The organism is Propionispora hippei DSM 15287 (assembly GCF_900141835.1).
GTDB classification, from domain to species: domain Bacteria; phylum Bacillota; class Negativicutes; order Propionisporales; family Propionisporaceae; genus Propionispora; species Propionispora hippei.
Window position 1 is genome coordinate 156,630 of the sequence record NZ_FQZD01000005.1, and the last position, 15,046, is coordinate 171,675.

Below are 15,046 nucleotides of genomic sequence, written 5' to 3' on the forward strand. Positions count from 1 at the left end.
GACCAAGACCATTTTCGGCCTTGGTCTCTTTGCTATCTAATTTTAATTAACTAACTCCTGGGTTTCCTCCAGATAGCGGGCGAAGGTATAGAGTACGTCGGAAAGACGGTTGATATATTTCACCAGGACCGGATTGACCGGTTCCGTTTCATCCAGCGTCATCATCACCCGTTCCGCCCTCCGGCATACGGTGCGAGCCACATGCAGGATGCCGGAAGCCTGACTGCTGCCTGGAACAATGAATTTTGGTGCCGGGTCCATTTTTTTAACATAGTCGTCAATCCAGGCTTCGAAGCGTTCAATTTCCGTATTACTTAAGTGGGAGGCATAGGTTTTACCCTGGGGATCAGCCAGCTCGGAAGCTACGGCAAACAGCTCTTTTTGGATGATATGGATTCTTGCCACAATTTCCTGTTCGGGCACAAAATGCTTGCCAAAGCCAAGCAAGGAGTTTAATTCATCGATGGTTCCGTAGCTTTCTACCCGGATGCTGTTTTTACGTATCCGGGTGCCGTCCAGCAAGCTGGTGGTGCCTTTATCGCCTGTGCGAGTGTAAATCATAGCAATCCCTCCTTAGGGTATGTCGTACTCTAAGCATAGCATAATTTTGCCGTTGACAACAGTGGCAAGACTTTTGGATGCGGGGGAAAAAAGCAAAAGTTACTTAAAGAGTAAAGACGGCGCGCAGCGTTAGCAGCCGTTCGCTGGAATCCGGCTGGTAATAGCCGGCGACGGTGGGGGAAGCTTTGTATTTTTGGTATTCATAAGTCAGACTGATATTTTTGTCTTTGCCGGTTGTGCCTATTTCGGCAAAATAGCCTGGCGTTTTTCGGGGAGTAAAGGCGGCATCGATAAAATCAACTTCGTTGCTGATATGTAAGGGAGCTTTTATCCCGGCAACCCAATAAAGCGGCCCCTGTTTCTGACGGATTCCGGCTCTGCCGTAGAGGGATTTCCAGCTTTCCGTATAACCGTAATAGCCGGAGCTGGAGTCGATACTTCTGGACCATTGTTTCCAGCCAAGACTCGCAAAGGGGGCCGGTTTACCGGGTGAAACGGTTTGCTCCCAGCGTCTTTCAAGACTGAACCCGTGATAATGGTCGGCACTGGACCCGTTGGTTTCATAATGGGCTGGGGAGCCGCCAAACACTTCCAGAGCTGTGGTATTCAGTACCTGTCGGCCGCCTGAATGGAAAGCTGTACCAAGGGTGAACAGTTGACCTGTTTCGTGCATGAGTTCGGCACCGGTAGAGTCTGTTTCCTGCCAGCGGAAAGTTTGAAAACCACCATATATTTCGGACTGGGCGGCAGCGGCGGGAACGGTAGCCAGGGTCAGTGCAGCCAAGGTAAAAAAAGCCGTGAGCAGAGTCGCATAAAGCATGAAAAAATCCCCTTTATAGTAAGTATTGCCCTGTTCTTATTATAAATTATGTTAACTTAAAGGGGCAAACTCCATTTATTGGAAGATTGTTAGAATTAAGTATAAAATTTTGTCTTTGTCCCTTCTATATAGACATAAAATCAAATTGTTTTTTTTTTACTTCCATGGTACCATTAGAAACGGAGACTTTTGCCAACGGAGGTTTCTGTTAATGAGAGTAGAGAAATGAGGGTGAAAGTAGATTTATGTTAAGAGAAAAGTTCTCATCCGGCTTGGCCGTCTTTTTTGCGACCTTGGGCTCAGCCGTGGGGTTAGGGAATATATGGAAATTCCCTTACCTGATTGGCCAGTTTGGTGGCGGGGCATTTTTACTTGTTTATTTGCTGTGTATTGTGTTTGTCGGATTGCCGATTATGCTGGGTGAATTTTATATCGGACGAAAGATGCGGCGTAATGCGGTGGGCGCCATTGCCGCCCTGGCGCCTAATACCGCCTGGAAGCATATCGGGACGATGGGCGTGGGCGCTTCCTACTTTATTATGTTTTTTTACAGTTGCGTGGCCGGCTGGGTGTATTTCTATTTATTCAAAGCCCTGTGCGGCGATTTTTCGGCAATTACCATGGAAAGTGCCAAAGCGCAGTTTGGCGCAACTATTGTCAATCCGGTCACCCCGGTCATCTGGCAGGGAATTGTACTGGCCGTTGTGGCAACCATCCTGGCCATGGGTGTAAGCAAGGGGATTGAACGGATTACCAAGACTTTGATGCCGCTATTATTTATATTGGTTATACTGTGCGACATACGGGCGCTGACGTTGCCGGGCGCTTTTGAAGGGGTTCATTTCCTGTTTGATGTTGATTTTAGCAAACTTTCGGCTGTTGCTATTCTAACAGCCATGGGTTTGGCCTTTTTCAAGCTGTCCCTGGGCATGGGGACGATGATCACCTACGGCAGCTATTTTACCAACGACAACAACTTGTTCGCCACCAGCCTGAAAGTGGCTTTGTCCGATACCTTGATATCGATTTTAGCCGGGCTGGCCGTTTTTCCTACGGTATTTTCCTTTGGGCTGGAGCCGGGGGCCGGTCCGGGGCTGCTGTTTATGACCATTCCTCTGGTATTTTCACAAATGCCGTTTGGCGGAATTTTGTTGATCGCCTTTTTCTTCCTGGCCGCCATCGCTGCCACTACGGCGATGCTGTCACTTGTGGAAGTACCCATCGCCTATATGGCAGAGGAAAGGGGAGTTTCCCGGCCGAAGGCAGCCCTGCTTAATGCCGTTTTAATTTTTGTTATCGGCGTGCTGGCTACCTGGTCGGTGGACAAGGATAGCCTCTTGGGGTATATGACCTTCATGGGGCGTGGTTTCTTTGACTGGTTTGACTATTTGTCCTCCAATGTCATGCTGCCCTTAGGCGGCCTCTTAATTGCCCTGTTTATCGGCTACCGGGTGGACCGGGCCGATGTGGAGCGGGAATTATCCAATGGCGGAAGCCTGGCGGTAAGCGGTCTGTTGTCCTTTTACTTTTTTGCCGTCCGCTATGTGACCCCGGCCTTGCTGATTATCATCTTTTTAAATTCAGTGGGTATAATAAAACTATAATTGTAGCAAAGTAACAGAATCACAGAATCACAAAGGCAGTTGCAGTTGTGATTCTGTTTTTGTTAATATGGTTATAAACTGATATAAATATAATTTTGTCGTGTATAATGTATATTGGGGAAGCGAGGTAATGCTATGGAATGGAAAATTGGCCAAATCTATCACGGATTTCGCCTTCAGGAAGAACAAACGGTAGCGGACATCCAATCGAAGGCCAAATTGTTTTGTCATGAAAAGAGTGGGGCCCGGCTGCTGGTATTGGCAAACGGCGATGATAATAAAGTTTTTTCAGTAACCTTTAGAACTCCGCCGGCTGACAGCACAGGAGTAGCCCATATCATTGAACATTCAGTGTTATGCGGTTCGCGGAAATTTCCTTTAAAGGAGCCCTTTGTTGAATTGGTGAAAGGTTCGTTAAACACTTTTTTGAATGCCATGACCTTTCCAGATAAAACCATGTATCCGGTAGCCAGCCGGAATGATAAGGATTTCCGCAATTTGATGGATGTCTATCTGGACGCTGTTTTCTATCCCAATATTTATCAATGCCCGGAAACGCTGATGCAAGAGGGCTGGCATTATGAACTGGAAAGCAAAGACAGCGAGCTCATATACAAAGGTGTTGTCTATAATGAAATGAAAGGTGTCTTTTCTTCGCCTGATGCCGTGCTGGAGCATAAGGTGATGGCGACGCTGTTCCCGGATACCACTTACGGTCTTGAATCGGGCGGTGATCCGGAGTTTATCCCCGAGCTTACTCAGGAGCAGTTTTTAAATTTTCACCGCCAATACTATCATCCGTCCAATTCGTATATCTTTTTGTACGGAGATATGGATATTTTGGAACAGCTCCGGTTTATGGATGAGGATTATTTAAGCCATTTTGACAAGATTACAGTTGACTCGGACATTGCGGCGCAGCCCGCTTTTGGACGCCGGGTGGAGCAGGATTACGATTATCCGGTGGGGCCCAGCGAGAGCACGCAGGATAAAACTTTTTTCAGCCTGAATTTTGTTGTTGGCGATGCACAGGAGCCCGAACTGGTTTTGGCTTTTGATCTGCTGAATTATCTGTTGCTGGAAACACCGGCGGCGCCTTTGAAGCAGGCGCTATTAGAAGCCGGTATCGGCAGCGATGTGTCCGGCAGCTTCGACCGGGGCCTGCTGCAGCCGACCTGGGGTATTGTCATCAGCGGAACCAATGAAGACCAGAAGGAGCTGTTTGTCAGGACGGTTGAGGCGGAACTGCGGCGGCTGGTGGCTGAAGGCATTGACAAAAAGCTTATCGAAGCGGCAATTAATATCTTTGAATTTACTTACCGGGAAGCTAATTTTGGCAGTCGCCCCAAAGGGCTTATTTATAATATCAAGTGCCTGGAAAGCTGGCTGTATGACCAAAGTCCATTGATTTATCTGGAATATACCAACCCATTGGCAAAGATCAAAGCGGCATTAACCACCGGCTATTTTGAGAATCTGATCGATACCTATCTGCTGCGGAATAAGCATCAAGCGCTGGTTGTTCTAAAACCCAGACAAGGGCTGGCGGCGGAAAAGGACCAGGCCGTCCGTGAACATTTGGCCGCCTATAAGGCGTCTCTGTCGGAGGCGGACCTTGACCGGCTGATTCAGCAGACGGCCCGGTTGAGAGAGTTGCAGCAGGCTCCCGATTCGCCGGAGGACTTGGCTAGCATTCCGCTTTTGGCCATTGACGATATTGAGAAGAAGGTTGAAGAACTACCAGTAGCGGAACGAACGGAAAATGGTGTGACTGTTCTGTTCCATCCTTTGGCGACAAACGGGATTATCTATGTCAATTTATATTTTGACCTGACGGCTGTCCCGCAAAGCCATCTGCCGTATGTCTATTTGCTGACTGAGGTTTTGGGGAAAATGGATACCGAAAAGTACGGTTACAGCGAGCTGTCCAATGAAATAAACCTCTGGACCGGCGGTTTTGCCTACCGTACAGCAGCCTATGGGGAAAATACGGAGGCCGATAAATTTTCGCCTAAACTGATGGTGAAGAGTAAAGCCCTGCAGGAAAAGCTGCCGCAGATGATGGATTTATTTCACCAGATTATCGGCAAGAGCGTATTTTCCGATAGAAAACGTCTGCAGGAGGTTATCCGGGAAAGCAAAGCCAAATGGGACAATAATGTGTTCCGCCGGGGGCAGGAGATTGTTGCCGCCCGTGTGCTTTCCTATGTTTCGCCCGGCGCTCACTATAATGAAGCCGGACTCTTGAGCTTCTACGAATTTATCACCGAGCTGGATACCAATTTTGCGGCCAAAGCGGCTGAAATTATGGCCGGACTGGAATTTGTAGCAGCAAAGGTATATAACAAAAACAACCTGCTGGTCGGCGTAACGGCCACCGAGGAGCAGTATGCGGCTTTCCAACCGGTCTTTAAGGATTTCTGCGGCCAACTGCCGGCGACGGCGCTGCCAACTCAGCCATATCAGGCTGCTTTGGAGAAACGGAACGAAGGAATTATGACGGCCGGTAAGGTTCAATATGTGGCCAAGGGCGCCAATTTCCGCCGCCTGGGCTATTCCTACCAGGGAAGCTATAAGGTTTTGGAGACTATTTTACGTTATGACTATCTGTGGACTAAGGTAAGGGTCCAGGGTGGCGCCTATGGCGGTTTTGCCACACTGGAACGGAACGGCAATCTGGTGTTTGGCTCCTATCGCGACCCCAATCTGAAAGAAACGCTGGCAGTCTATGATGAGACGGCCGACTATCTTAACGGGTTTGCCGTAGACGACCGGGAAATGACTAAATACATTATCGGCACCATCAGCCGTCTGGATACTCCCCTGACTGTGTCCCAAAAAGGGGAACAGGCCGATCTGCTGTATATCCGAAAGGTCAGCCAGGCTGACCGCCAGCAGGAGCGGGATGAAATTTTAGGCACCCGGCAGCAGGATATCCGCCAATTAGCCGGAATGGTCGAAGCGGCCATGGCAGAAAACTACCTTTGTGTGCTGGGCGGCGAAGAGAAGATAAAAGCCAACGAGGCTATTTTCAACCGGACCTTGCAGGTGCGTCCGTAGGTGGTATAAAGAGTAAAGCCGGGAAAACGAACAACGTTTCCCGGCTTCTTCTTTGTCCTAAATTTATTTCAGATCGCTTTTCTGCCATTGGGTGTGGAAAGTTCCCGGACGGTCAAGCCGTTCATAGGTATGGGCGCCGAAATAATCCCGCTGGGCCTGGAGCAGGTTGGCCGGCAGTACAGCCTGGCGGTAACTGTCGTAATAGTCCAGCGAGGCACTGATAGCCGGCACGGGAATGCCCAGCTCTTTGCAGGTAGTTGCGACCAGCCGCCAGTTTTTCTGCAGGCGGCTCAGTTCATCCCGGAAATAGGGAGCAACCAGCAGGTTGGCAAGCTCCGGATTATCGGTAAAGGCTTCTTTGATGCGGTCAAGAAACTGGGCCCGGATAATGCAGCCGCCTCGCCACAGCAGAGCGATGTCGCCGCTATTCAACTGCCAGCCGTAAGTTTCACCGGCAGCTTTTAACAGGGCAAAACCCTGGGCGTAGGAACAGATTTTTGAGGCATAAAGCGCATCATGTATGGCGTCGATCAACGCCTGATTGTCGCCCTGATAGGGTTTTTCCGGACCTGCCAGCAGAGGTGCGGCGGCAACCCGCTCCTCCTTGTAGGCCGACATGCAGCGGGCAAAAACGGCTTCCGTGATGGTCGGCACCGGCACACCCAGATCCAGGGCACTTTGTGAGGTCCACTTGCCGGTCCCTTTTTGACCGGCCTTGTCTTGGATGATTTCAACCAGCGGTTTGCCAGTGCTTTCGTCCTGCTGGAGAAAAATATCGCCGGTGATTTCGATCAGATAGGAGTTAAGGACTCCCTGGTTCCAGCGGGCGAATACCTCATGCAGTTCAGAGGCGGACAGATGAAGCGCCTTTTTTAAGATGTAGTAGGCTTCGCTGATGAGCTGCATGTCGCCGTATTCAATGCCGTTATGGACCATTTTTACATAATGACCGGCGCCATCGGGACCTACATAGGCGCAACAGGGACCATCGGCCACCTGGGCAGCGATGCGGGTGTAAATTGGCGCAATAGCTTCATAGGCGAACCGTTCACCGCCCGGCATCAGGCTGGGACCGTGGAGAGCTCCTTCCTCGCCGCCCGATACGCCCATGCCGATAAAGTGAATGCCCCGGTCGGCCAGCTGCCGGCTGCGGCGCTGCGTATCGGTGAAAAAGGAGTTGCCGCCGTCGATTACGATGTCACCGGGCGCCAGATGGGGCAGCAATTCATTGAGTATGGCATCCACCGGCTGACCGGCTTTGACCATGAGCATGATTTTGTGCGGTTTGGCCAGCAGCTCGACGAATTCTTCGATCGAACGGGCTCCGGCCAGTGCCGTCACTGGAGGCAGACCGGCGATAAACTCTTCTGTCTTGCTGAATGTCCGGTTGTAGACGGCTACGGAGAAGCCTTTAGCCAGCATGTTTAATACCAGGTTCTGGCCCATAACTGCCAGGCCGATCAGACCGATTTGATGGGTTTTTGGCATAAGCATGTCCTCCTCGGTTATATCAGGTTTAGCTGCCAGTTGCGGGTGATAGATGGCCGGCAGCCATTTTGTCGAGAAACCAGGTTATTTGGCCTTGCACAGGCTGCACTTGCTGTACGGGTAAGGCGGCCTGGTTATTTTTCTTATCGAGCACTGCTTCAATGACCGGCGCTTTGTCCCGGCCTGTAACGAGAAACAAAATGGCGGCAGACCGATTGATGACCGGAAAGGTAAGCGTGATTCTGTCCGGTCCTGTTCCCTGCGGCCGGCAGGGACAAACCCAGCGATTGGTTTCCGCCAGGGCAGCCGTGCCGGGAAAGAGCGAAGCGGTGTGTCCGTCCGCTCCCAGGCCAAGCAGCATAAGGTCAAACCGTGGTTCAGCGCCAAAGAAGGTGCGAAGCGTGGTCTCATAAAGACTTGCCGACTCGCCGGCAGAAGCGGCGAAGGGAATGGGAAAGAGATTGGCTGGCGGAATAGGCACATGATTGAGCAGGGCTTCACGGGTCATTTTCTGATTGCTGAGCGGGTCGGTGGGCGCCACATAGCGCTCATCACCCCAAAAGAGAAATACCTTCTCCCAGGCGATTTTGTCGCGCCAGGGCTGTTTGGCCAGTTCTTCATATAACCGCCGCGGCGTAGAGCCGCCGGATAAAGCGGCGTAGAAAGAGCCTTTGCTTTGCATAGCGGCGGCCGCTGCCTCAGCAAACAGGCCGGCGGCGGCGACCGCTACACTTGTTGGGTCGTCAAAAATCCGGATCAAGCAGCATCATCCTCTCTTTAGTTCGGCGCAGACCGGCGGCAGCCAGGTCCGGCGATCCTGGGCAATCAGGTGCTCAGCCTCCGGCGGGCCCCATTGGCCGGGCTGGTAGTTGGGAAAATTCAATTCCTGGTTAGAACGCCAGACTTCCAGAATAGGGTCAAGTACCCGCCAGGCTGCCTCCACCTGATCGGCCCGCATAAACAGGCCGGGATCATCCCGCAGAATATCAACCAGCAAGGTTTCGTAGGCATCGGGTGAAGGCGTTTTAAACACATCGTGATAGCAGTACTGCATATCGACCTGTTTTAACTTCATGCCCAGTCCCGGTTCTTTAGCCAGTGTCCGGAGCACAATGCCTTCATTGGGTTCTATTTGAATGACCAGCCGGTTCGGCTGGAACAATTGAGTGTTAAGATGGGAAAAGGGATGGTGCGGCACCGGTCTAAACTGCAGTGAAATTTCCGAGACACGGGCCGGCATCCGTTTGCCTGTCCGCAGGTAAAAGGGGACTCCCTGCCAGCGCCAGTTATCGATGAACAGCTTTAATGCAGCGAAGGTTTCCGTATTGGACGAAGCGCGGACACCTGTTTCCGCCCGGTAGGAGGGGACCGGCTCGCCTTCCACCAGCCCACCGCCATACTGCCCCCGCACGGCAAAGCGGGGCACTTCTTCCCGGGAAATCAGACGGATAGCGTGCATCACGTCGACCTTCTTGTTGCGGATTTCATCGGCGTCAAAGGAGGTTGGCGGCTCCATGGCCATAAAGCATAAAAGCTGCAAAAGGTGATTTTGCATCATGTCCCTGAGGGCTCCGGCCGATTCGTAATAACCGCCGCGACGGCCGATACCGATTTGCTCCGCCACGGTAATTTGGATATGGTCAATAAAATTACGGTTCCAGATCGGTTCCCAGACCGCGTTGCCAAACCGGAACGCCAGGATATTTTGTACCGTTTCTTTCCCCAGATAGTGGTCAATACGATAGATCTGGTGTTCTCTAAAGACCTGAGTCAGCTCTTGATTCAGTTTCTGGGCGGATTTTAGATCATGGCCGAAGGGTTTTTCGATGACGATGCGGTAACGGGAATCCCCGCGCAGCAGGTCAAAGTTGCCTAACTGACTGATAATTTCCGGGAATAAATTAGGCGGTGTGGCCAGATAAAAGATCAAATTAGGCGGCGTGCTCCAGCTAGTCTCATCAAGCTCCAGCAATTTTTGATACAGGGACGAATCGTTGTATTCGGCCTGCAGATAATGCACATTGCCGGCGAAAGCAGACCACTCTTTTTCTTTAGGGGTGCCGCGGCGGGAAAACTTTTCGATGCCCGAACGCAGATGGGTCCGGAACTCATCGTCGCTGAAAGGGGTGCGGGATACGCCCACGATAGAATACTGAGCGGGCAGGTAATCGTCTAAATACAAATTGTAAAGTGCCGGCACCACTTTACGGGCGGTAAGATCGCCGGAGGCCCCGAAGATGACAATCACGGCGGGGTCCGGTTTTATTCCGTAGGTCATAATGCTCAACTCCTTTGCCTCATGGATTCACGGCCAATGTCGTCTGTCGGGAAGATAAAAACAGGTGGGACGGCACAGCAAATATTTTCCTGGATGAAAATATCGTAACATGAAAGCTGGTAAAATACAATTTTCCTCCCCTATATTTTATAGTTTGGCTGGTGTTTTATTCCCTATCGTCGGGCGACGCTGCCAGGGAATTTAGCTGGAAGGCTATGCCAGAGACTGAGGCGTAGTGTATAATGAATTATGGGAATATTAAAAAATTATTGCAGGGCGGGGTGCTGGCGGTGGAGCGGCTCCATAGCTTTATCAGCGGCAAGAGTATCCGGTTCAAATTGCTGCTTTATTTTATGACGTTGATTTTACTGCCAATCATTACACTGGGTGTTCTTGGCAATTTTTTATACAGCCGGTCAATCGAAGAGCAGACCAATGTCCAAACCGAGCAGATGATCGGGCAGGTAACGCGTAACGTGGAATTTTATATTCACGATATGGAAAATATCATCCATTATTTGTCCCAGGAACCGAAGGTGAAACAGTTTTTGCTGAGCAAGTCAAGCGGGGATAATGTTGCCCTGGAACTGGCCGTCAGCCGGGTGATTGAAACATTTACCGGCGTTCATCCCGAAATTGCGGGAATTTTGATTGTCAATGAACAGGATGCCTATATCAGCAATGAAATGTACCGCATTGCCCGCGATCCGCTGACTGAAGAGATCTGGTACAAGCGGGCGGCTGCTTCGCCGCGTACGATTGAGCTATTCAGCAAGCCGATTGGCCGGAATATTACGACAACGCTGAACTACAGTGCCGATGATGTGGTATCTATCGCCAAGGCCGTCTTGGACCCGGCCACCGGTAAATGCCTGGGAGTTATTCTGATTGATATGAAGCTGTCTATTCTTAAGCAGGTCATTGAAGCCGTCACCCTGGGAAAGAACGGTTTTCTTTATATCATGGACGCCAACGGCGGCATCGTATACGCGCCGGTAAATCCTATCGTTTACCGGGTCAAGCCCGAGTGGCTAATCAATCCGGCAGGCAGCATCGTAAAATCCATCCGGGACAGTGAATATCAAATTATGTATAAGGATTCGGAGTATACCAAATGGCGGACGGTGGGCGTGTTTTCCCTGAATGAGACGCTGCAGGAGGTCACCGATATCCGGTATTATTCCCTTCTAATTGCCGGAATCACGCTTATTTTTGCTGTCATTACGGCACTTTTCTTTACGTCGTCCATCGTGAAACCGCTTGGCAAACTGCGTAGTCTGATGAAAAGCGCCGAGGAGGGCGACCTAAGCGTGCGGTTTAACAGTAAGTACAATGATGAAATCGGTCAATTGGGCAGAAGCTTTAATAATATGATCAGTGAGATCAGTAATTTGATTGACATGGTCTATGTGGAGCAAAAGCGTAAGCGGGAAGCCGAACTGAAAACGCTGCAGGCGCAAATTAAACCGCACTTTTTATATAATACGTTAGATACGATTCAGTGGATGGCCCAGGGGCATAATGCCCAGGATATTGTCAGCATTGTGGGCGCTCTGGCCAATTTGTTCCGTATCGGTCTCAGCAAAGGAAAGGAAATGATTCCGGTACAGGAAGAACTGGAACATATCAGAAGTTATTTGATTATCCAAAAGGCCCGTTATGAGGACAAACTGGAGTATGAGCTCGTGTACGACGAAGCCGTTTTACAGCATAAGGTGCTGAAGCTGATTTTGCAACCTCTGGTGGAAAACGCTATCTATCATGGTATCAATTCCCGCCGGGGCGGCGGCCTGATTAGGCTGGAGGCCCAAATGGCCAACGGCCGGCTCTTGTTTACTATTGCCGATAACGGAATGGGACTTTCCCCGGCGAAGATGCAGGAAATCAATGAAATGTTGTCCGGGGGAGAACGGGAGTCCAGCGGGCTGGGTTTTGGCATTTACAATGTAAACGAACGCATCCGCCTGTCATTCGGACCGGAGTACGGACTGCGTTACTATAGCGTGTACGGTGAGGGAACGCAGGTGGAAGTATGGCATCCGCTGTTAGATGAGGTGAGTGTATGTGGAAAGTCTTAATCGCCGATGATGAGCCTAAAATTCGCCGGGGGCTTAGAAACCTGGTAGACTGGCCGGGACTGGGGCTGGAGGTGGCTGGTGAGGCCGAGGACGGCGAAATGGCCCTGGAGCAGGCCCGGCTCCTTCGACCGGATATTGTTCTGGTCGATATCTGCATGCCTTTTGTGAACGGTCTGCAATTTATCGAACGGTTGAAAGCCGTGACGGCCGATTGTGTAGTGATTGTCATTACCGGCCATGATGAATTTTCTTACGCTCAGCAGGCCTTGAAGCTTCGGGTATTCGACTATTTGCTGAAACCGGTTGCCAAGGACCAGCTGATTGCTGTTTTGGAGCAGGCCGGGCAGGAAGCCAGCCGGTCAAGGTCGCAGCATAAGTATCTGAATTGGGCCAGCCGGGAAACCCAGAAGAACCTGCCAGTGCTCCGGGAACGGTTTTATAATGACTGGGTGCAAGGTAAACTGCCGTCCGGTCAATTGGCTGAGCAACTGGATTTTCTGGAAATCACGCTGCCGGAGCAGGCGGGCATGTTGCTGCTGAAGGTGGTGGGAGCCTGCCAGCGAGAAGCATTGCCGCGCGCCTGGGATAAGGAGATGCTGCTGTTTGCCGTTCAGAATGTCTTAATGGATTTGTGGCCGGCTGACAGGGACAAAATGATTTTCCGCGATGGCCGCGATGCGATAGTGGCGATCTGTCCGCTGACGGGACTGGCCGAGTGGTATCAGTGGAGCGAACAGGTGCAGCAAACGCTGGAAAGGAGTTTAAATCAACTGGTCGTTGTTTGTCAGCAACCGCTGGCCGATTGGGGGGACAGTGTTGCTGCCGTATACCAACGGCTTACGGCCGAACTGAACAAACGGCTCAATTGCACGCCGGTGGTGCTGCTTTCTCAAAAGTTTATCGACACCTATTATTATAAAGAAGATTTGTCGCTTCAGGATGTGGCCAAAGCCGTCCAGATCAGTCCGGCCTATTTAAGCCGGTTGCTAAAGCAGGAGACCGGCATATCCTTTATTGATTATCTGACCGGTGTAAGGGTGCAAAAGGCCATTCAACTGATGAACGATCCGGCGGTCAAGCTGTATGAAGTAGCAGAACTGGTGGGATATTCCAATCAGCATTATTTTAGCACGGCCTTTAAAAAGGTGCTGGGGGCGTCACCGGCGGAATACCGGAAAAGAGGGATTCATGCGTGAACAGGCATGGGAAAAATAACAGGATAACAGCGATTGCTGTGCTTGTGATTCTGCTGCTTTCCTTATTGCCGGCCGGCTGCCGGGATGGGTCGGACCAGGCGGCGGGCGGGGATAAAGTAAAATATCTGATTGGCGTGTCGCAGGCAAACCTGATTGAGCCCTGGCGGATTCTGATGAATGAGGAAATCAAGGATGAAGCTGCAAACCATAAAGATTTGCGCCTGATCTTTACCGATGCGGTGCAAAGCAGCAACAAACAAATTAAGGATGTGGAGGAGCTGTTAGCCCAGGGGATCGACTTACTGATCATATCGCCCAATGATTCGGCGGCGCTGACACCGATTGTAGCCGAAGCCTATAAAAAAATCCCGGTTATTGTATTGGACCGGGCGGTGGAGGGATATGACTATACCCTGTACATCGGGCCCGATAATGTTCTGATCGGACGGGATGCAGGCAAGTTGGTCGCTGAGTTGCTGCAAAAGCAAGGCGGCAACGTCATTGAGATTCAGGGACTGTCCGGTTCACCGCCGGTACGGGACCGGAGTGAGGGCTTCCGGGAAGTGGTTGGCAGTACAGGACACATCAATATTCTGGGCACCATTATTGCCGACTGGCAGCGAGATAAGGCCGAAGATAAGCTGGCTGAGTTGATTCCCCGTTATCCCCGGATTGACGTGATTTTCGCTCAAAACGACTATATGGCGTTAGGAGCCTACCGGGCAACCCGGAAGCTGGGACGAAAGGATGTCAAGGTGGTTGGCATTGACGGCTTTGCCGGGCCGACCGGTGGGTTAAAGCTGGTGGAGGAGGGGATTTTGGAAGGAACGTTTACCTGTCCTACCGGTGGCCGGGAAGCCGTGCAATACGCCATTGCTATTTTAAATCATGAACGGGGCATTCCCAAGAAGATTATTCTGCGCAGCAACAAGATGACCCGGGAGACGATACCGGAATATCTGCAGGCCCGGGAAGGCCGGCAAGGAAACGCAAGCCGGACCGGCGGCAGGATTGTGGTCGGATTTTCCCAGGTAGGCGCCGAGAGCGGCTGGCGTATTGCCAATTCGGAATCGATAAAACAGGCGGCCAAGGATGAAGGGATTGAACTGCTGTTTGTCGAGGCTGATCAGCGCCAGGAAAAACAAATAGAAACCATCCGTTCGTTCATTGAACAGAAAGTGGACGTGATTGCCTTTGCTCCGGTGGTTGCCACCGGTTGGGAAGGCATCTTAAAAGAGGCTAAGGCGGCTGGCATTCCTGTCATCTTATCGGACCGGGCGGTGGAAGGGGTGGAACCTTCGCTATACACCACGTTTATCGGCGGTGATTTTGTGGAAGAGGGCAGGCGGGCGGCCCGTTGGCTGGCGGCAAAGACTAAGGGCTGGCCGACGGTAAATATTGTGGAGTTGGAGGGTACGATCGGGTCGGCACCGGCCATTGACCGGAAGAAAGGCTTTGACGAGATTAGTAAGGATCATCCGGCCTTTAAGGTGCTTTATTCGGCAAGCGGTGATTTTACCGAGGTGCAGGGAAAAGAGGCTATGCAGGCGGCTTTGGCAATCTATGGCGGTGATATCCAGGTGGTGTATGCTCATAATGACGATATGGCCTTAGGCGCTATTCAGGCGATTGAAGAATTTGGTTTAAAGCCGGGCCGGGATATTCTGGTTGTGTCGATCGACGCTACCAGAGCCGCCTTTAAGGCCATGCTGGAGGGAAAACTGAACTGTGCGGTTGAATGTACGCCGCTGTTAGGGCCGCAGCTTATGCAGGCGGTAAAATGGCATATGGCCGGGCGGCAACTGCCCATCCGGATTATTACTTCCGAGGAGGTGTTCCCAGCCGAACTGGCGGCTCAGGAGTACAGCAGCCGCCGTTATTAAAGTGAAGGCTCTGCGTTACAACGTATTTCTTTGTTTTATTGCAGACTCTGGAACAGCGACCTGTTCCAGAGTTTTTCT

10 protein-coding genes are annotated in these 15,046 nt (G+C 51.2%); 5 read left to right on the plus strand and 5 right to left on the minus strand.

Annotated elements, in window-relative coordinates; translation table 11 throughout:
* Positions 1 to 42: 42 nt before the first annotated feature.
* Both F3H20_RS02685 and F3H20_RS02690 read right to left on the minus strand, forming a co-directional pair.
* Complete coding sequence (locus F3H20_RS02685; RefSeq protein ID WP_149733429.1) at positions 43 to 561, minus strand: cob(I)yrinic acid a,c-diamide adenosyltransferase; 519 nt, start codon at positions 559 to 561, stop codon at positions 43 to 45.
* Positions 562 to 664: 103 nt separating this feature from the next.
* The gene (locus F3H20_RS02690; RefSeq protein ID WP_149733430.1) at positions 665 to 1,381 is read right to left on the minus strand and encodes a hypothetical protein; all 717 of its coding nucleotides are present in this window, start codon (positions 1,379 to 1,381) and stop codon (positions 665 to 667) included.
* A gap of 245 nt (positions 1,382 to 1,626) precedes the next feature.
* On the opposite strand from F3H20_RS02690, the gene F3H20_RS02695 reads away from it, so the two are divergent.
* Together F3H20_RS02695 and F3H20_RS02700 are read left to right on the plus strand one after the other, a co-directional pair.
* Positions 1,627 to 2,985 carry a sodium-dependent transporter gene (locus tag F3H20_RS02695; protein WP_149733431.1) on the plus strand — a complete coding sequence of 453 codons (1,359 nt, stop codon included), beginning with the start codon at positions 1,627 to 1,629 and terminating at the stop codon, positions 2,983 to 2,985.
* Between the two features lie 135 nt (positions 2,986 to 3,120).
* Positions 3,121 to 6,045, plus strand: a complete 2,925-nt coding sequence (locus tag F3H20_RS02700) for an insulinase family protein (RefSeq protein WP_149733432.1) — start codon at positions 3,121 to 3,123, stop codon at positions 6,043 to 6,045.
* A gap of 63 nt (positions 6,046 to 6,108) precedes the next feature.
* On the opposite strand, the gene gnd is transcribed toward F3H20_RS02700, so the two are convergent.
* The 3 genes from gnd to zwf are packed head-to-tail and all read right to left on the minus strand — an operon-like array spanning position 6,109 to position 9,811.
* The gene (gene gnd / locus F3H20_RS02705; protein ID WP_149733433.1) at positions 6,109 to 7,533 is read right to left on the minus strand and encodes a decarboxylating NADP(+)-dependent phosphogluconate dehydrogenase; all 1,425 of its coding nucleotides are present in this window, start codon (positions 7,531 to 7,533) and stop codon (positions 6,109 to 6,111) included.
* A gap of 28 nt (positions 7,534 to 7,561) precedes the next feature.
* Positions 7,562 to 8,293 carry a 6-phosphogluconolactonase gene (gene pgl, locus F3H20_RS02710; protein WP_149733434.1) on the minus strand — a complete coding sequence of 244 codons (732 nt, stop codon included), beginning with the start codon at positions 8,291 to 8,293 and terminating at the stop codon, positions 7,562 to 7,564.
* A gap of 6 nt (positions 8,294 to 8,299) precedes the next feature.
* Positions 8,300 to 9,811 (minus strand): glucose-6-phosphate dehydrogenase, encoded by a 1,512-nt coding sequence (gene zwf, locus F3H20_RS02715; protein WP_149733435.1) that lies wholly within the window; start codon positions 9,809 to 9,811, stop codon positions 8,300 to 8,302.
* Between the two features lie 242 nt (positions 9,812 to 10,053).
* Here zwf and F3H20_RS02720 point away from each other — a divergent pair, with 242 nt between their 5' ends.
* The 3 genes from F3H20_RS02720 to F3H20_RS02730 are packed head-to-tail and all read left to right on the plus strand — an operon-like array spanning position 10,054 to position 14,968.
* Positions 10,054 to 11,889 carry a cache domain-containing sensor histidine kinase gene (locus F3H20_RS02720; protein WP_149733436.1) on the plus strand — a complete coding sequence of 612 codons (1,836 nt, stop codon included), beginning with the start codon at positions 10,054 to 10,056 and terminating at the stop codon, positions 11,887 to 11,889.
* A complete protein-coding gene (locus F3H20_RS02725) occupies positions 11,874 to 13,085 on the plus strand; it encodes a response regulator transcription factor (protein ID WP_149733437.1) in 1,212 nt (403 codons plus the stop codon). The genes F3H20_RS02720 and F3H20_RS02725 overlap by 16 nt, the downstream gene beginning before the upstream one ends.
* Positions 13,082 to 14,968 (plus strand): substrate-binding domain-containing protein, encoded by a 1,887-nt coding sequence (locus tag F3H20_RS02730; protein WP_223191576.1) that lies wholly within the window; start codon positions 13,082 to 13,084, stop codon positions 14,966 to 14,968. The genes F3H20_RS02725 and F3H20_RS02730 overlap by 4 nt, the downstream gene beginning before the upstream one ends.
* The last annotated feature ends 78 nt before the right edge of the window (positions 14,969 to 15,046 follow it).

What these genes read in the sequence shown, in the direction of transcription:
- F3H20_RS02685 (WP_149733429.1), bottom strand. Translation starts at nt 561, where the DNA reads ATGATTTACACTCGCACAGGCGATAAAGGCACCACCAGCTTGCTGGAC.
- F3H20_RS02700 (WP_149733432.1), top strand. Translation starts at nt 3,121, where the DNA reads ATGGAATGGAAAATTGGCCAAATCTATCACGGATTTCGCCTTCAGGAA.
- zwf (WP_149733435.1), bottom strand. Translation starts at nt 9,811, where the DNA reads ATGACCTACGGAATAAAACCGGACCCCGCCGTGATTGTCATCTTCGGG.
- F3H20_RS02695 (WP_149733431.1), top strand. Translation starts at nt 1,627, where the DNA reads ATGTTAAGAGAAAAGTTCTCATCCGGCTTGGCCGTCTTTTTTGCGACC.
- F3H20_RS02690 (WP_149733430.1), bottom strand. Translation starts at nt 1,381, where the DNA reads ATGCTTTATGCGACTCTGCTCACGGCTTTTTTTACCTTGGCTGCACTG.
- F3H20_RS02725 (WP_149733437.1), top strand. Translation starts at nt 11,874, where the DNA reads ATGTGGAAAGTCTTAATCGCCGATGATGAGCCTAAAATTCGCCGGGGG.
- gnd (WP_149733433.1), bottom strand. Translation starts at nt 7,533, where the DNA reads ATGCCAAAAACCCATCAAATCGGTCTGATCGGCCTGGCAGTTATGGGC.
- F3H20_RS02720 (WP_149733436.1), top strand. Translation starts at nt 10,054, where the DNA reads ATGAATTATGGGAATATTAAAAAATTATTGCAGGGCGGGGTGCTGGCG.